This window comes from Dactylosporangium aurantiacum (assembly GCF_000716715.1).
Classification (GTDB): Bacteria; Actinomycetota; Actinomycetes; order Mycobacteriales; family Micromonosporaceae; genus Dactylosporangium; species Dactylosporangium aurantiacum.
The window spans coordinates 263,634-281,528 of the sequence record NZ_JNYJ01000011.1 but is presented as its reverse complement, the minus strand read 5'-3'; the positions used below and the strand labels follow the sequence as shown (position 1 = coordinate 281,528).

11 protein-coding genes are annotated in these 17,895 nt (G+C 75.9%); 6 read left to right on the top strand and 5 right to left on the bottom strand.

What is annotated here, in order from left to right; genetic code table 11:
* Positions 1–46: 46 nt before the first annotated feature.
* Positions 47–1,621 (top strand): aminotransferase class I/II-fold pyridoxal phosphate-dependent enzyme, encoded by a 1,575-nt coding sequence (locus tag OP18_RS15690; RefSeq protein ID WP_081970783.1) that lies wholly within the window; start codon positions 47–49, stop codon positions 1,619–1,621.
* Here the strand turns inward: OP18_RS15690 and OP18_RS15685 are convergent.
* On the bottom strand, positions 1,605–2,021 hold the full coding sequence (locus OP18_RS15685) for a hypothetical protein (RefSeq protein ID WP_033359580.1): 417 nt from the start codon (positions 2,019–2,021) through the stop codon (positions 1,605–1,607). The two genes, OP18_RS15690 and OP18_RS15685, sit on opposite strands and share 17 nt — an antisense overlap.
* 41 nt (positions 2,022–2,062) lie before the next feature.
* Between OP18_RS15685 and OP18_RS15680 the strand changes: the two genes are divergently transcribed.
* Positions 2,063–2,920, top strand: coding sequence for an oxygenase MpaB family protein (locus OP18_RS15680; RefSeq protein WP_033359579.1), 858 nt, complete (start codon positions 2,063–2,065; stop codon positions 2,918–2,920).
* Here OP18_RS15680 and OP18_RS15675 read toward each other — a convergent pair.
* The 4 genes from OP18_RS15675 to OP18_RS57185 all read right to left on the bottom strand — a co-directional run bounded on the left by OP18_RS15675 (position 2,862) and on the right by OP18_RS57185 (position 7,150).
* Positions 2,862–3,497, bottom strand: coding sequence for a hypothetical protein (locus tag OP18_RS15675; RefSeq protein WP_033359578.1), 636 nt, complete (start codon positions 3,495–3,497; stop codon positions 2,862–2,864). The two genes, OP18_RS15680 and OP18_RS15675, sit on opposite strands and share 59 nt — an antisense overlap.
* Complete coding sequence (locus OP18_RS15670) at positions 3,494–4,693, bottom strand: sugar efflux transporter (protein ID WP_245635390.1); 1,200 nt, start codon at positions 4,691–4,693, stop codon at positions 3,494–3,496. The genes OP18_RS15675 and OP18_RS15670 overlap by 4 nt, the downstream gene beginning before the upstream one ends.
* Before the next feature lie 203 nt (positions 4,694–4,896).
* Positions 4,897–6,105: an ROK family transcriptional regulator gene (locus OP18_RS15665; RefSeq protein ID WP_052386778.1), complete on the bottom strand. Its 1,209-nt coding sequence runs from the start codon at positions 6,103–6,105 to the stop codon at positions 4,897–4,899.
* Between the two features lie 133 nt (positions 6,106–6,238).
* A complete protein-coding gene (locus tag OP18_RS57185; RefSeq protein WP_156089545.1) occupies positions 6,239–7,150 on the bottom strand; it encodes a hypothetical protein in 912 nt (303 codons plus the stop codon).
* Positions 7,151–7,307: 157 nt separating this feature from the next.
* On the opposite strand from OP18_RS57185, the gene OP18_RS15655 reads away from it, so the two are divergent.
* From OP18_RS15655 to OP18_RS15640, 4 genes are read left to right on the top strand one after another with little or no spacing between them, the layout of a single operon-like run.
* On the top strand, positions 7,308–8,192 hold the full coding sequence (locus OP18_RS15655; protein ID WP_033359576.1) for a DUF4132 domain-containing protein: 885 nt from the start codon (positions 7,308–7,310) through the stop codon (positions 8,190–8,192).
* Positions 8,189–13,006 (top strand): hypothetical protein, encoded by a 4,818-nt coding sequence (locus OP18_RS15650; protein WP_033359575.1) that lies wholly within the window; start codon positions 8,189–8,191, stop codon positions 13,004–13,006. Before OP18_RS15655 ends, OP18_RS15650 begins: the two co-directional genes overlap by 4 nt.
* Complete coding sequence (locus OP18_RS15645) at positions 13,003–14,184, top strand: ATP-binding protein (protein ID WP_033359574.1); 1,182 nt, start codon at positions 13,003–13,005, stop codon at positions 14,182–14,184. Before OP18_RS15650 ends, OP18_RS15645 begins: the two co-directional genes overlap by 4 nt.
* Positions 14,168–17,893, top strand: a complete 3,726-nt coding sequence (locus OP18_RS15640; protein WP_081970782.1) for a DUF5682 family protein — start codon at positions 14,168–14,170, stop codon at positions 17,891–17,893. Before OP18_RS15645 ends, OP18_RS15640 begins: the two co-directional genes overlap by 17 nt.
* Positions 17,894–17,895 lie beyond the last annotated feature (2 nt).

The following is a 17,895-nucleotide window of genomic DNA, read 5'->3' as shown; positions in this document are numbered from 1 at the left end:
CCGGCGCAAGGTGTGCGTCACCGGTCAAACAGGTGACGCGAGAGGGATGGGCATGATCAGCGCCGAGGAGTACCTGTACTACACCGACCGTGCGCTGGACGGCATGGTCCGCATCGTCACCGAGCTCGGCGACGAGCGCGCGGGGTGCCGGCCGCTGCCGGGGGCCAACTCGCCGTTCGCGCTGCTGACGCACTGCCTCGGGGTGGTCGAGTACTGGGCGGGCACCCTCGTCGCGGGCCGGCCGTCGCAGCGCGACCGCGACGCCGAGTTCACCGCCGAGGGGCGGGTCGGCGACCTCGTCGCCAGGGTCGCGCGGGTCCGGGCCCAGTTCGCCGACGACGTGCGCGCCGCCGAGCCGCACGCGGCGCTGCGCGGCACCCCGCCCGCCGGGTACCAGGGCCCCGACCGGGTCGCCACCCAGGGCGCCGCGCTGCAGCACGTGTTCGAGGAGCTGGCCCAGCACCACGGCCAGATGGAGATCCTGCGCGACTGCATCGCGCCCGTCCGCGGCGACGAGACCGCCCGGCTGCGCGCCGGGCACGGCGTCAAGTGGGGCGTCACGGCGCCGGACACGATCGGCGCCTGGGTCGCCGACATGGACCTCGGCGTCTCGCCCGCGATCCGCGACCGGCTCCTGGAGGTGGTGCACCGGGAGGACTTCGGCTACCCGTACTGGCGCGGCGAGGACCCGGTCGTCGCGGCGTTCGAGGACTGGATGCGCCGGCGGCACGGATGGGACCCGCGGCCGGGGCGGACCAGGATCTTCACCGACCTGCTGCAGATCCTGCAGGTCGTGGTGGAGCACACCACCGCGCCCGGCGACGGCGTCGCGGTCCACGTGCCGGCGTATCCGCCGTTCCTGGCCAGCATCGCCCGCGCCGGCCGGCGCGTCGTGCCGCTGCCGATGCTCGACGACGGCACCCGCTGGACGTTCGACACGGAAGGGCTGCGGCGGCGCCTCGCCGGCTGCCGGCTGCTGGTGCTCGTCAACCCGCACAACCCGACCGGCCGGGTGTTCGACCGCGCCGAGCTGGAGGCCCTCGCCGGGGTCGCGGAGGAGCTCGACCTGGTGGTGCTCGCCGACGAGGTGCACGCCGATCTCACGTACCGGCCGCACCGCCACATCCCGTTCGCCTCGCTGGACCCGGCCGTGGCCGCGCGGACCGTGACCATGACGTCGGCGACGAAGGCGTTCAACCTGGCGGCGTTGCGGCTCGCCGTCGCGCACGTCGGCCCGCGTCGGCTGCGCGCGTCGCTGGACGCGCAGCCCCTGGACCTGTACGGCACGCCGAGCATCCTCGGCCGGGTGGCGACCGTCGCGGCGTGGCGGGAGTCGGCCGGCTGGCTGGAGCAGACCCGGGCGCTGCTACGGGCGAACCGCGACGCCGTCGCCGCGCGGCTGCCGCACCACCCGCCGGAGGCGACCTACCTCAGCTGGATCCGGTGGGGCGGCACCGACCCGGCCGGGCACCTGGAGCGCACCGCGAAGGTGCGGCTCAGCGCCGGCGCGGAGTTCGCCGAGGGGACCGCGGTGGACACCGGGGGCTTCGTCCGGCTCAACTTCGCCACCGGCCCCGACGTGCTCGCCGACCTGCTCGACCGGCTCACCGGTGCGCGCTGACGACCCCGCCGAGGAGGTCGACGACCCGGCGCAGTCCCGGGTCGTCGCCGGGCTCGGCCGTGCTGACCGTCCATCGCCGGTACTGCACGACGTAGACGAGCCTGTCGCAGCAGCGGGCCGGGGCGCGCGCCGGCAGCCGCGCGAAGTCGGTCGCGGCGAGGGCGGCGCGCAGGTCCCGCCGCTGCCACGGGGTCAGCCGGGTGCGTGCGGTGACCTCACCGGTGATCACGGTGCGGCCCGAGTCCCACACCGCGACGGTGGTCGTCGTGCCGCGCAGGCCACCGCTGGCCGACAGGCGCACCAGCAGCCCGTCGTAGAGCACCCCGAGCGTGTCGGCGGCCAGCAGCACCGCCGCGGCCGCGAGGACCGCCGTGACCAGCAGGATCGACCGCCGTCGCACTGATTTCACCATGAGCCACCGGATCCGTAGACTGCACAGCCATGCGGGGGATCAGAAGGGGTCGATATGCGAACCTGCGGCGCATCGAGAGCAGCGACGCGGGCGTCGACTACCTGCTGATCCACCAGCTGACGCTGCGCGAGGAGTTCCCCTGGGACATGCGGATGGCGTTCAATCTAGCGTTCAACCGGTCGTTCGCGTTGCCCCGCGTCGCGCGGGAGCTGGTGCGGACCGGGCGGGTGCTGAGCGAGCCGCGCCGCCGCGCCGACGACACCGGCATCATCATGTACGAAATCCTCCTGCACGGCTTCGAACACCCCCGCGGGCGGCTGGCGCTGCGCCTGCTCAAGGAGGCGCACCGGCACGTCACCGCGGACAACGACGACAGCGTCTACGTCCTGGCGGCGCTGGCGGTCGTGCCGATGCGGTGGCTGCAGCGGTACGGCTGGCGACCGCCGGCCCGGCAGGAGCGCGAGGCGGCCGCCCGCTACTACCGCGAGGTCGGGCTGCGCATGGGGGTGCGCGACATCCCCACCGGCTACGGGGCGCTGGAGGACTGGTTCGACGCGTACGAGGCGGCGCACCTGCGGCACACCCCGGAGGCGGAGCGCATCGAGCGGACCACCCGGCAGCTGCTGCGCGGCCGCATCCCGGCACCGCTGCGCGGCGCGGCCGACGCGCTCATCGCCGCCCTGTACGACCCGCCGCTGCGCCGCGCCTACGCGGTGCCGGACCCGCCGGCGTGGGCGCGGGTCGGGCTGCACGTGGCGCTGCGGGCGCGGGCCCGGCTGCTGCGGCTCGCCGCGCCGCGGACCACGCCGCTGTTCGCCGACGGGATCGTCACGAAGTCCTACCCCGACGGCTACGACCTGGCGAAGCTGGGCCGACCGTCGTCGTGACCCGGGCGAGGGACGGGGTGCGCGGGGTGGAGCCGAAGCCGAAGCGCACCGGCGGGTCCACGTCGGTGAGGGCGCCGAGGTCGGCACCGTCCCAGGTGGCGGTCGCGGCGGTGATGCGGTGCAGGTCCTGCACGCCGTACCACTCGTGCCGGTCGTTGCCGGCGCTGCCGTGCGTGCGCACCCCCGGCTGCAGCAGGCGGGCCGGGACGTCGATCGCGGCGATCCAGCGCGGGTGCCGGGCCACGGGCGGCGGCACGCACCGCAGCAGCCCGCCCAGCGCCCCGCGGCGGCCCGTGGTGAAGTCCAGGCGGAGCGGACCGGCGGTGGCGGCCCAGGTGGTACCGGCGACGACGACATCGACCGGGACGAGCAGGATCTCGTCGAAACGGTAGGTGCCGGCGACGAAGTCGGCGAGCTGCCCCGTGCCGGCCAGCAGGATGCGGTGACCGTCGGGGCGTTCCACCATGACGTCGCTGACCGGCCCGAACGGCGAACGCGGCCAGTGACCGAGAACGAGGCGGGTGCCGCCGGCGGTGCCGATGCCGGCGATCCAGCCGTCGAAGCGCAGCACGGTCACGGGCGCCGCCGCCGGTGCGAGGTGAGCAGCAGGACCAGCCCGGCGGCGCACAGCAGCGCGGCGGCGGCGTACGCGAACCGGAACCCGAAGTGCTGCGCGAGGCCCAACAGCGGCCCGGCGACGATCGCGGCGACCGGGTAGGCGTTGCCGGCGAGGGTGGCGGCGCGGCCCGGCTCCCCCGGCAGCATCTCCTGCACGTAGGAGATGCCCAGACCCTGCACGGCGGCGATGAAGCTGGCGTTGACCAGCTGCGCCGCGGCGACCTGCCAGGTGTGCGCGGACGCGGCGACGAGCACGTAGTACAGCACGCCGAGCCCGGCGCCGGCGGTGACCAGCCGGCGCAGCGGCCAGCGCGTGGACAGCGCGCCGAAGCCGAGCATCAGCGGGATCTCCAGGGCGGCGCACAGGCCGAGCACCAGGCCGGCGTCGCGCACCGAGCCGCGCAGGTCGTGGCTGAGGAACAGCGACATCGCCTGGACGCCCAGCACCCCGGCCGCCTGCAGCAGCATGAGCGCGGCGACGACCCGCAGCACCGTGGACGGCGCGTGCCCGTCCTGTGCGCGTTCGGGTTTCGGCGCCGGTACGACGTCCTCCAGCACGAACACGGCGACCAGGACCGCCACGGCGTACATGGTGGCGGCGGACAGGTACAGCGCGCGGAACCCACCGGTGCTGAGCAGGACCGCGGCCACCGGCGGCCCCGCCACCCACGCGATGGAGAACAGCATCCGCAGCGTGCTGATCGTCATCGCGGCGCGGGTCGAGCCGTGCCGCTCCAGGACCTCCCGGGCGTACGCGAACGCCTGCGGGAACAGCGAACCGCTGATCGCGGTGACCGTCACCGTCAGCGCCAGCAGCACCCAGTAGTCACGCACGAACGCGGTGGCGCTCGCGCTGAGCGCCCCGGCGGCGGCCGCCCCGGCGAGGATCTTCCGGCGGACCGGCCGCCGGTCCGACACCCGGCCGATCAGCGTCGAGGACACGACCGTCGACACCGGCCCGACCACGAGGAACGCGGCGACGTGCACGGGGTCCGCCTTGACGGCGGTGCTGAGGAACAGCGACACGAACGGCCCGACGACCGCGGTGGACAGGCCGACGAAGAGGAACATCACGCCGAGGGGCACCAGAACCCTGGTCGCGCCCGGCGCCCGGGTGACGCTGACAGGAGTGCTGGGCGGGGCGCTCGTTACCACGAGTCGTTACCTTACCGCTAAAGATGGGGCTCGCGCCGGTGAACCGGCTCACGGTGGGCAGGGTTCGCGGCTGGTCGGTGTTGGAGGCGCTGATCGCCGTCCAACGCCGATCACGTCCCGGCAGCGATCGCCAACCAACGGCGATCAGGCTCCCGCGACGATCGCGTTCCTACGGCGGTCAAGGTTGCGGGCGGCGTCCGCCGTCACAGCGCCGGCGACGCCGCCGCGAACGGAACGGTGTCGACACCGAGGGCGAGCGCCACCCCGCCGAGCGCCGCGGCGCGCAGCGACAGAGCGCTCTGCACCACCTCGACCGACGCCGCCGCCGCCGTGAACGCCGTCTCGGCCAGCCCCCGCTGCAGCGGCTCGCGCAGGATGTCGGTGGCCGCGCCCAGCTCGTCGCCGAGCAGGACCCGCTGCGGGTTGATGAGGTTGACCAGGTTGCCGAGGGCGTACCCGAGCTGGGTGCCGGCGTCGGCGAGAAGCCGGCGGCAGCCGGGGTCGCCGGCCTGCGCGAGCGCGATGAGCCCGGCCAGGTCGGTGAGCTCCGGGTGCGACAACCGGGCGTGGCTGAGCAGGGCGCGCCCGCCGGCGGACAGCTCGACGCAGCCGCGGTTGCCGCACCGGCAGACGGGGCCGCGCGCGTCGAGGGTGACGTGGCCGAGCTCGCCCGCGGTGCCGGCGGCACCCCGGTACAGCCGGCCGTCGAGCACGATCCCGGCGCCGATGCCGGTGGCGAGCTTCACGTAGACCAGGTCGGCGCAGCCGCGGCCGGCGCCCCACACGTACTCGCCGAGGGCGGCGAGGTTGGCGTCGTTGTCGACCCGGACGGGCAGCGCCAGCCGTTGGGTGAGCTCGTCGGCCGGCAGCACGTCGGCCCAGCCGGGCAGCATCCCCGGCGACCCTATGCGCCAGTCCCTGGTGATCGGCGCCGGCACGCCCAGCCCGACGCCCACGACGTCGGCGCGGGTGGCGCCGATGTCGCGCAGCGCCGCGTCGACGAGGGTGGTGCCGAGGTCGAGGGCCTCGCGCGGCCGGTCGTCGATGTCGAAGTCGGTGCGGGACTGCCGCTCGGCGAGCACCGCGTGGCCGAGGTCGGCGAGCGCGACCCGCACGTGCCGGCGGCCGACGTCGACGCCGACCGCGATCCCGGCCCGCCGGGTCAGCCGCACCACCGACGCTGGGCGGCCGCCGACCGGTTTGGCGGCGGCACCCACCTGCTCGCTGACCAGGTCGGCGCCGCCGAGGTCGGCGAGGGCCGAGGACACCGTCGGGCGGGACAGGCCGCTGAGGTGGACGAGCTCGGCGCGGGTGCGTGGGCCGTACAGGCGCAGCGTCTCGGCCACCCGCCGGCCCGCACCACCGGTGTCGGGGTGCCATAGGGTGTGAGGGTCGATGCGCTGGGCCGCCACGGCGCGATCCTCACGGCGCGGACGTGTTCTGTCAAGGACTTACCGAAAGTATTGCCCCAAACCGGTATCCGGCGTTGGCATCTGTCAGGACTTGACAGAACGTGCGGCTTCGCCCCTCCATGGTGCCACGCGGTCAGTCGCCGCTGATCCAGTGGGAGACGCAGTCGGTGGTGGCGCGGTGCACGCGCAGCAGCCGCTCGGTGCGGGCGAATCCGGTGGCCCGGCCGGCCACGCCCGCGCCGGCGAGCCAGCCGAGGACCAGGTCCCGCGCGGCCTGCCGGGGCAGCGTGGATGTTGCCGAGGTCGCGGTGCGCGCCGGCGCGGTGCTCCTCCTCGAAGCAGAACGTCTGCGGGCGCGGCCCGACCCAGAACCGCAGGGTGAGGAACAGGTCGCCGGCCCGCAGCACCTCGTGCACGCGGGGGCGCCCGCCGACGCGGCGGGACAGGCCCGCCTCGAGGATCCGGCGCTCGACGAGGTCGCGGTTGCCGCCGGGCGGCAGGTGCGGGCCGAGCTCGCCGGCCGCGACCCGGGCCCGCATCGCGGTGACGGCGGCCGCCTCGGCGTCACGACCGTCCACCCCGGACCGTCCGAACAGGACGATCGCCCGCCGGGCCGTGTCGACCTCGAAGGTGTGCCGGCCGGCGGTCGGGTGGTCGTACACCTCGCTGAACCGAACCCGAAGGACGGCGCCGTGGAATCCCGGAACTCCAGCAGCAGGACCCCGCGGCAGCCGTCCTCCTCGGTGACCAGGAAGAGGTGTCCACCGTGGACGGACGTGGTCCGGCGGCCGTCGTGCCAGCGCGCGTCGAACGGCACCCCGGCGCGCACGCAGCACGGCACGAGCCCGTCGCGGGTGCTGCCGCCGGCCGCGCGGGCCAGCCGGCCGAGCAGGTCGCCCTCCGGCCCGTCGTGCCCCATGGACGCGGCGAGGGTCGCGGCGGCGTCCAGCGACAGCCACAGCGCCCCGCCGCGGCCGTGCCGGTCACGGGGCTCGCGGAGCTCGACGCCGGGCGGGTCGATGGTCGGGTGCGGCTCCAGCGCCATGGCGACACGGTAACGGGTGGCGGACGTTTCCCACACCTATCCGGACGTCCCGGTCATCCCGCCCACCGGCCGGTCCGGCGGCTTCGAAAAATGTCGCACCCTGTGACTAACCTCCCGGGGGTCAAGGTAGTCCGAGACCCGATGAGGCAGGGATCGCATGACGTGGCTGACCGCCGGCGGTGGCTATGAGGTCACCCTGGATGCCGGGCGCATAGTGTGCCGCAACGCCAAGGGAAAGCTGCTCAAGTCCGTGCCGCCGGCGTTGAAGGACGACGCCGCCGTGTTCGGGCTCAAGCAGCTGCAGGAGTGGCTCGGCCGGCACGAGGCGCAGGTGCGCGAGCAGGTCGACCGGTGGATGGTCCGGTCACTGCCTGTGCCCGCCGAGGTCCTCGCCAGGGTCTGGGCCGACGAGGTGTGGCGGGCCGCGCTGACCGATCTCGTCGTCGCGGTCCTCGACGACGACGGCGGGTGGGATCCCGACGAGGTCGGCTTCCTGCGCGACGCGTCCGGTGACGGCGGCGGCACCGTCGGCATCGTCAACCTCGACGGTGAGACGGTCCGGCTGCCCGCGGCGCGGGTCGCGATCCCCCACCCGGTGCAGCTGGCCGACCTGGACGACCTGCGGGAGTTCGCCGCCGACCTCGGCGTGCGGCAGTCCGTCGACCAGCTGTTCCGCCAGACGTGGACGCGCGGGGCCGACGTCGAGCCGACGGCGACCCGGGTCAGCGACTATGCCGGCGGCAAGTTCGCCGAGCTGCGGCACCTCACGGCACGCTCGTCGTCGCTGGGCTATCCGGTGAAGGGCGGCTCCGCGGTCTGCCGCGTGTTCGAGGGCGGCCGCACCGTCGAGGCCCGCAGCTGGGTCGGTGCCGACGACCCCTATTACGAGACCGAGACCGGCGACCTGGTGTTCGTCCGGGAGGACGGCACGTCACTGCCGCTGGGTGAGGTCGGGCCGGTCGCCTGGTCCGAAGGCATGCGCATGGCCGCCGCGCTGTATGCGGGGCGGGTCGTCGAGGAGAGCAAGGACAAGGCAGCATGAGCATCCCAGTGGCCGTCTCGGAGGCGCTGCTCGACGCCGGTGCGGTGCTGCCGTCCGGCGACGGCCTGCCGCAGGACACGATCGACACGCTGACCACCCGGGCCTACCGGCACCCGGTCCTCAGCGAGCGCACCGTCGTGCGGCTCGTGCCGGGCACGCTCGGCCCCGCCGAGGACCTCACCATGGAGTTCCTCGGCTTCACCGCCCCCGAGGCCGTCGCCGAGGTCGGGGTCGTGCGCCAGCAGGCGCTCGGGTTCCCCGCGTGGGCGCTGGTGCACGACCCCGCCAACGGCCACCACGCCCTCGCGCTCGTCAAGGACATCGAGCGGCTGGTGCGGATCGCCAAGTCGCGCATCGGCCCGGCGCGCGACGGGTTCGTCGAGCTCGGCGACCGGCTGGCCCGGTCCGTGCCGCACTTCCTGCCGACGTTCTACGAGGAGGCCGCGCGGGCGTTCCTCGCCGCCGACAGCCCCACCTATGCGGCGTCGATGTTCGGCAAGGCCCGCGACGCCGAGCGCGCGTTCGCGCTGCGCATCGACGAGGACCGGCAGCACACGGTGTTCCTGGAGTTCGCGCTGGCCGGCGCGCTCACCGCGAAGGCGCTGTCGGCGTATGCCCGGGACCTCGCCGCCCGCGCCGACGCGGCCACGGCGTATGAGCGGTTCCGCCGGCTGTGCGTGGAGCGGACCCTCGGCGGGATGCCGCCGTATGCGTCGATGCACACCGACCTGCGCCGGCTGGCGAAGGCGGCGAAGCTCGGGCAGGACGAGGAGGAGGCGCTGCTGCGGGTGCTGCTCACCGCCCCGTCGATCGTGCGGGCGCCCGGCGGCTTCTGGACCGCCTACCGGGCGGTGCTGGTCTCCGTCGCCCGGCAGGACCCGGCGATCCGCGGCCAGCTGCTGACCATGTTCCCCGGCAACTGCCCCGACGAGACGTGGCTGGAGATCCTCGATGAGTCCGGGGCGACCGCCGCGCTGACCGAGCCGGCCGGCACCGTGCCCGCCGAGGCCGAGTCGCCCGACGGTCCCGCCGGCTGGCTGACCCGCCTGCACCACCACCGTTCCGGCTGGCGGCGGCAGCGGCTGGCGGCGCAGTCCGCGCTCGTGGCCCGGATGGCGCCGCGGCTGCGGGCCGACGGCGTGCCGGCCGACCTGTGCGGCTCCGGTGGCTACGTGGACCTCGACTTCGTCGACCTGTGCCTCGAGCTGGGCGTGCCCCTCGGCGAGGTCGCCGCCAACGCCAACTGCCCGGTCGAGCGGTGGCTCAAGGACGACGCGCCCGGCCGCCGCGACCTCGTCCACGTCGCCGCGCACGAGCGGCTGCTGCCCCGCCTCGCCGACAGCGTCGAGGGCCACCTGCGCCCCAGCTGGCACCGCACCACGGTGTCGCCGGAGCAGGTCGCCGAGGTCGTCGCGGTGCCGGGCCTGCGCACGGCGCTGCACTGGTGGATGGACCGGCTCGCCGACAGCGTGACCGCGCAGGGCCTGCCCGGCATCGACGAGCAGCTCGACCGGCTCGCGCTCGTCGCCTGCCCGGAGGGGCTCGCGGTCAACCCCGAGGCGGTGCGGCGCATCACCGGTCACGACCTGGCCCCGGTCCTCGCCGCGACACTGCGCGCCGGGATCTTCGACGAGTATGGCTGGCCGGCACTGGAGGCGGCGGTCGACGCGCTCGTCGGTGAGGCCGCCGTCGAGTCCGACGACGACGCCTACGACGCGAAGGTGCGCACCCAGCAGCAGTGGCCGCAGCTGCTGGTGCGCGCCGGCGACCAGGTCGCCGTCGTCGGCGCCGACGGCATCGAGCTGGAGCACACCCTGCGCATCCCCACCGGCCAGCGGCACTACGACTGGAACACGGTGCTGCGTTACGTCGACGGGCAGCTGCTGGTCAGCTGGGACGTCGGCGAGGAGCGCGCCGGCTACTGGAGCGGCACCGCCGACGACGTGTTCACCAGCCCCGGCGAGTCGTTCACCACCAGCAGCCACGTCTCGATCGCCCTGCCCGGCGGCGGCCGCACCGCCGGCGGCCGGCCGCTGCACGTCGGCGACCACGCGGCGCACGAGCGCGGCCCGGTGTGCAGCGACGGCCGGCACTACTGGACCCTCGCGCAGTCCGGCGCCGACGAGGCGTGGCGGTGGCACGAGTATGACGTGCGCACCGGCGCCCTCGGCCGGCCGTCGCTGCCGGCGTTCTTCGAGGCCGGCGCCGTCGACGGCGAGCCGCTGCAGCACGGCCAGTCGCGGCTGCTGCCGGCCCCGCCGCAGGCGGCGGGCAGCCCGCTCGGCCACCACGACGGGCTGGTCGGCTGGCGGGTGCGGGAGTCGGCGTCCGGCGCGCAGACCGGGACCGGCGTCGACGGCCGCACGTTCACCGTCCCCGAGCACGCCGGGCGGGGCGGCCGGCGCCGCCGGCACGGGCGGCTGGTCGGCGCGATCCGGTTCCCGGGCTCCGACACCGTCTACGGCATCGTGTACCAGGAGGCGTGGCGGGACAACCGGTTCCTGCTGCGCGCCGAGGACAGCACCGAGATCGCCACGCTGAAGACGAACCTGAAGCACGACCCGTTCCGCGAGGGCACCCGCATGCTGCCCCCGGCGGCGTACTGGCACTACCTGCGGGTCCGCGACGAGGCCGGCTCGGCGGCGCTGCGGGCCGCCACCGACGCGCAGGTCGCGCGGCTGCTCACCGCCGTCGTCGACCTCGTCGGCCCCGAGGCCGCGATCGACGCCGACACCGCCGGCAAGCTCGTCGCCGAGACGTTCCCCGAGGTCAGCGCTCCGGGGCTCGTCGCCGGGATCAGCGGCGTGGTGAAGCAGGCGGCCCGCTCCACGACCCGGCTGGTGGAGCTGACCACGGCGACCGCGGCGATCTCGGCCGGCACCGGGCCGGTCGACCCCGACGCGCACCTGCCGCACGACCGGGTGCTCAACGCGGCGCTGTCCGGGCTCATCCCCAGCTGCTACGACTACAGCCACGTCGCGGCCAACCTGTATCTGCACGTCGGTGCGGCGCTGCTCGGGCGGGAGCCGCAGCGGCCGATCGCGCCGATCGCCGGCGCCGCCGACGCCGACTGGTTCGAGGTGCTCGGCGCGCTGCCCGCCGTGGTGTACCGCGCGGTGTCGCCGCTGATCGACGCCGGGCACCACACCGACCTGCTCGGCCTGCTCGAGATCATCGCCGGCTCGGGGCTGCTGGCGCCCGGCGGGCGGCTGCGGCGGCTGTGGCTGAAGGCCGACGACCTCACCGCCCTGCCCAAGCCCGGCGACGTCGTCACCGCCGGGCAGCGGCGCCTGGTCGTGCTGCGCGTCGACGCGTCCGACGGCGAGGTCACCGCCGTGGAGCACTCCCCCGACGGCACGTTCGGCGCCGTCGCCGGCCACGCCATCACCGGCCACCGCGTGCTCGACCCGTGCGGGTGGGACACCAAGCGGCTCACCGCGTTCGTCGCCGCGGCCCGGGAGCGGGGGCCGCTGCCGTGGCGCCCCGAGCTGGTCCCGGCGCTGTCGGCGGCGGCCGGCATCACCCTCGCCGACGCCGCGGTCCTGCTCGCCGACCCGGTCGGGGTCAAGGACTGGCTGGAGCGACGCCCGGAGGACTGGCCGATCGACCCGGCCCTGACCGACGCGGCGGTCGAGGGCGCGGTCGGCGACCGTGACGCGCTCGACCGCGGCGAGCGCCACGCCCTCGCCGCGGCGCTGCTGCCCGACGACCCGGCCGGCCTGTGGAGCACCGGCCCGTCCGTCGAAGGCGCCGGCGCCTGGCACGTGGAGCGCTACGGCGCGCGGACCCCGCTGCCCGACGACCTCATCGTCGAGGTGCGCAAGGCCCGCATCACCGCCGGGATCCGCGCCTCGGTGTTCCTGCACGGCCTCGCCAACCCCGAGACGTGCCGCTGGCTGCACGGCACCGTCAACGGTGTCGGCCTCGGCGACCTGCTCATGGCGGTCACCCGGACCGTGCCGTGGCTGGTGCGGCGCCTGCCGGCCGGGCACCAGCTGCGCACCGGCCTGCCCCGGGTGCTGGAGCTGGTCCGCGAGCGCCTCGCCGACCCGGCGGTGGAGCTGCAGATCGGCACGCTGTACAGCGACCACCTCGCCGACTTCATCGCCAAGATCGGCCTGCCGGTCACCGTCGACGGCACCACCCACGACGCCGGGCTGTACAAGGCCGACATGGACCGGCGCTGGCCGTCGATCCTGCTGCGCCCCGCCCGGCTCACCGGCCCCGACGACCCGCGGCTCGCGGCGCTGCTCACCGAGCTCGACTCGTCCCCGCGGTTCCTCGTCGCGATGCGCGCCGTCCTCGGCGGCCAGCTCGACGCCTGGGCCGAGGCGGCCACGACGACGGCCGGCGCCGACGAGGACCACGACCCGTCGCGCTCCGCGCCCGACCTCGTCGCCGAGGTCGCCGCGAAGCACGGGCTCAGCGCCGACGCGGCCACGCTCTACCTGCAACTGCTGGCGCTGCCCGACCCGACCGACCGCAACGTCGCGGGCTGGACGGGCTGGAAACCGGCCCGGCTGAAGAAGGCCCGCGCCGAGCTCGCCGCCACCGACCTGGTCGTGGAGGCGAAACGGGCCCGGGCCGGCCGGACCCTGTTCCTGCCCGGCGGCTGGGTCGCGCTGTCCAGCCCTCACCTGCCGTTCGAGCTGTGGAAGCTGCCACTGTTCATCCGCGACGGCGACGACGTCACCGGCCTTGGCGCCGTCATCCCCGTCGCACCCGCGCCGGCGCTGTTCACCGTGGCCTGGGCCAGGGTCACCGGCGGCGACCACCCCCGCTTCGAAGAACTCACCACGAGAGGGCGTCGATGAGCACCACGTTGGAGACCGCGGCCGGGCTCGACCCGGGCCCCGTCCGGCAGGTCGACCCGGCCGAGCACGCGCACGCGGGCGAGCTGGCGTTCCTGGCCGCCTACGACGACGGCGCCCGGCCGCCCGGCTGGCGGCTCACCCCGCGCGCCGTGGTGACGTTCATCGTCGGCAGCGACGGCGAGCTCACCCTGCCCAAGGGCGCCCGCGCCGCCGGGCTGCCGGCGAAGCTGGCGATCACCCGCAAGTTCGTCGGTGACCGGGCGCTCGTCGAGCGGTGCGTCGTCACCCTCGCCGGCGAGCGCGGCCTGCTGCTCGTCGGTGAGCCCGGCACCGCCAAGTCGATGCTGTCGGAGCTGCTGTCGGCGGCGGTCTGCGGCACCAGCGAGCTGGTCGTGCAGGGCACCGCCGGCACCACCGAGGACCAGCTGCGCTACGGGTGGAACTATGCGCTGCTGCTCGCCGGCGGCCCCAGCCCCGAGGCGCTCGTGCCGTCGCCGGTGCTGACCGCGATGCGCGCCGGTGCCGTCGCCCGCGTCGAGGAGATCACCCGCTGCCTGCCCGAGGTGCAGGACGCGATGGTGTCGATCCTGTCCGACCGGCGCATCGCGGTGCCGGAGCTGTCCGGCACCGCGGGCGCCACGATCCACGCCGCGCCCGGCTTCACCCTCATCGCCACCGCCAACCTCCGCGACCGTGGCGTGTCGGAGATGTCGGCGGCGCTCAAGCGCCGGTTCAACTTCGAGACCGTCGGCCCGATCCCCGACCTGGCGCAGGAGACCGCGCTCGTCGGCCGGCAGGCGAGGGCCGCGCTCGACCGGGTCCGCACCCCGTTCGCCGTCGACGAGGCCGTCCTCGAGGCTCTCGTCACCGCGTTCCGCGACCTGCGGGCCGGGCGGTCCGTCGAGGGCTGGGAGGTCGACCGGCCCTCCACGGTGATGAGCACCGCCGAGGCGGTCGCCGTCGCCACCTCACTGGGCCTGGCCGCGGCGTACTTCCCCGGCGACCGCGACGTGCTGTCGCTGCTGCCCACCCACCTGCAGGGCGTCGTGTGCAAGGACGACCCCGCCGACGGGGCGAAGCTGCTCGGCTACTGGGACGGCGCGGTGCGCCGGCGCGCCGAGGAGGGGTCCCGGCTGTGGACCCAGCTGTGGGAGCTCCGCGATGTCCTCAAGTCCTGAGCCCGCCGCCTCCGCCGGGCCCGGTGGGCCCGGCGGACGGGGCGGCCCCGACGGGTCCGTCGACCTCGACGGGCTCGGTGGGGGTGTGGTGCCCGGCGGGGCGTTGCGGGCCCTCGCGGAGTCGACGGCGCCGTACCTGATCGGCGTGCGGCACCACTCCCCGGCGCTGTCCGCGGTGATGGAGGACCTGCTCGACGCGGCGCGGCCCGAGGTGCTGCTGCTGGAGCTGCCGGCCGAGTTCGCCGGCTGGCTGCCGTGGCTGGCGGACCCGGCCACCACGGCACCGGTCGCCCTCGCCGGCGTCGCCGGCCCCCGGGGCACCGCGGCGTTCTACCCGTTCGCCGACTTCTCCCCGGAGCTGGTCGCGGTCCGCTGGGCGGCCCGCAACGGCGTCGAGGTCGTCCCGTGCGACCTGCCCCTGGCCGACCGCGCCTGGCACGAGGACCTGCCCGAGGACACCCCGGCCGCCGCGCCCTCGCTCGACGCCCCGGCCGGCGGACCCGCAGACGATGCCCCGGGCGCCGGGGGCGGAGCGGACCCGCGCGGCGAGCGGCTGCCCGCCACGGTCGCGCCCGAAGGGTTGCGGCTGCTCGGCGACGCGTTGCGGCGCGCCGCGACCGGACGGCCCGACGAGGACATGTGGGACCGGGTCGTCGAGGCCCGGTCCCCCGGCGCGGCACCGGAGGCGGTACGCCGGGCCGCGCTCCTCGTCGGCTGGGCGATGCGGCACGACACCGGCGACGGCGTCACCGCCCTCGACCTGCGCCGCGAGGCCTGGATGCGCCGGCACCTCGCGGCCCTCGAGGGGCGGCGGGTGGCCGCGGTCGTCGGCGCGTTCCACGCGTGGGCGCTGCTCGACGTCGACAAGCAGCCCGACATCCCAGCCTCGAGGCCGGCGGCCGGCAAGCAGCCTGAGGTCGTCACGTCGCTGGTGCCGTACGCGTTCTCGCTCCTCGACGCCCGGTCCGGGTACCCGGCGGGGATCCGTGACCCGCGCTGGCAGCAGGCGGTCGTCGCCGCCGGTGGACGGCCCGCGGACGTGGAGCGGGCCGCGCTCGGCGCGATCGTCGACGTGTGCGCCCGGGTCCGCGCCGCCGGGCATCCCGCCGGGCCCGGTGAGGCGCGGGAGGCGTACCGGCTCGCCAGCGACCTGGCCCGGCTGCGGGCGCTGCCGGCACCCGGCCGCGGCGAGATCGTCGAGGCGTTGCAGAGCGTCATCGCGCACGGCGAGGTCCTCGGCCGCGGCCGGGTCGTCGCGACCGCGATGGAGCAGGTGCTCGTCGGCGACGAGCGCGGCGTCCTCGCGCCCGGCACGCCCCGGTCGGGGCTGCGGCCCGCGGTCGAGACCCTCGTCGGTGAGCTGCGCCTGCCCGGCCCCGGCGAGAAGTCCCGCGACCTGCGGCTGGACCCGCTGCGGTCGGACCTCGACCGGCGGCGGGAGGTGACGCTGCGGCAGCTGGAGGTGTGCCGGGTGCCGTACGCCGAACGCGTCGCCGTCGAAGGCGCCGGCGGCACCGACGCGCTCACCACCCGCTGGACGGTGCAGTGGGTGCCCGGCACGGAGGCGATGCTGGAGCTCGCCGGCATCCGCGGCGTCACCCTGGCCCAGGCGGCCGAGGGCACGCTGCGGCACCGCCGCCGCCTCGAGCAGGACGACAACGGTCCCACGTCGGCGCAGCTGGTCGACGGTCTCGCCGTCGCCGCCGGGTGCGGGCTCGTCGCGCTGACCCGGGAGCGGGTCGCGGAGGTCGCCGCCGAGGTGCCCGCCGCGGCGAGCCTCGACGAGCTGATGGCGGCGCTCGCCCTCGTCGACCGGCTCGACCGCGGGCACGTGCCCGGCATGCCGAGCGGCCTGCTCGGCGACCTCGCACCGGTGATCGAGTCCCTCGAGTCCGCCGCCGTCCGGCAGGTCGACGGCCTGACCGGCTCCGAGTCCGTGGACGACGTGCGGGCGCTGGTCGCGCTCGCCCAGCGGGCCGACGCCGCCGGGGTCGGGCTCCGGCTCGCGGCCGCCGTCGACCGGCTCGCCGGGGACGGCACCCCGGTCATGTCGGCGGCCGCGGGTGCCGTACAGGTGATGCTCGGCCTCACCGAGCCGGGCGCGCTCGGCACCAGGCTGGCGTCGTGGGTCGACGGTGCCCGCACCGACGACGGCCGGCGGCGGTTGCTCGGCCACCTCCGCGGGCTGCTCACCGCCGCGGAGCCGCTGCTGCAGGCCGGCGACGACATCCTCGGCGGCCTGCTGGACAGGGTCGAGACGCTGCCCGACGCCGACTTCCTGTCCCGGCTGCCGGCGCTGCGCGGCGGATTCCAGGTGGTCAGCCCCGCGGGGCGGGACCGGCTCCTCGTGGTGGTCGAGCAGCGGCTCGGCGACACCGTGTCGGCCCGTGACATCGCCGACGCGGCACCGGACGAGCTGCTCGTCAGGCTGCTCGCGGACCGGGCGGGTGCGGCGGCCCTCGCCGCGTACGGCCTGGCGTTGCCCGCGGCGCCCACCGGCGCGCCCGACGTGGAGGCCGCGTCGGCGACCGGCGCGCCCGACGAGGAGGCCGCGCCGAGCCGGACCGACCAGCCCGGCGCGACCGACCAGCCCGGCGCGGCCGACCGCACGTTGTCCACAGTGGACCGGTGGCGGTTGCTGCTGGGCCGGCGCTCCGACGAGCTGGCCCCGGGCGCGGCGCGGTACGCCACCGCGCTCGACGAGCTGTACGGTGCCGGCACCGGTGAGGGCGCCCGCGCCGACGCGGCCGGGCGGGCCGGGCGGGAGGCTCCGTTCCCCGGGGTGCGGGAGTGGGCCGAGGAGCTGTCGGCGTTGTTCGGGCCGGGCATCCGTGAGGAGGTCCTCGCCCGCGCCGCGGAGGCCGGGCGGCGGGAGGCCGCGTTCCTGCTCGACCCCGACGCGGTGACCCCGTCGGTGGAGCTGCTGCAGACGGTGCTGTCGCTCGCCGGCGCGATGCCCGAGTCGGCGGTCGCGCGGCTGCGGCCGCTGGTCGCGCGGATCGTCGAGGAGCTCACCCGGCAGCTGGCGGCCCGGCTGCGGCCGGCCCTCGCCGGGATCACGACGCCGCGGCCGACCCGCCGGCCGGGCGGCCCCCTCGACCTGCCCCGGACGTTGCGCGCGAACCTCGCCACGACCCGCCGCGACGACGACGGCCGGGTGCGGGTCGTCCCGGAGCGGCCGGTGTTCCGGACGAAGGCGCGGCGCGGGGTCGACTGGCGGCTCGTCCTCGTCGTCGACGTCTCCGGGTCGATGGAGGCGTCGGTCATCTGGTCGGCGCTGACGGGGGCGATCCTTGCCGGGGTACCGGCGCTGACGACGCACTTCGTGGCGTTCTCCACCGAGGTCGTCGACCTCACCGACCGGGTCAGCGACCCGCTGGGCCTCCTGCTGGAGGTCAAGGTCGGCGGCGGCACCCACATCGCGGCGGGGTTGCGGCACGCGCGGTCGCTGGTGACGGTACCGTCGCGCACGCTGGTCGTGGTCGTCAGCGACTTCGAGGAGGGGTACCCCCTCGGCAGCCTCCTCGCGGAGACGCGTGCGCTGGTCGAGTCGGGCGCGACCGTGCTGGGTTGCGCGAGCCTCGACGACGGGGGCCGCCCCCGGTACTCCGTGTCGGTGGCCTCGCAGCTCGTCGCCTGCGGCATGTCGGTCGCCGCGTTGAGCCCTCTGGAGCTGGCCCGCTGGGTCGGGGAGAAGGTGCGTGCATGAGG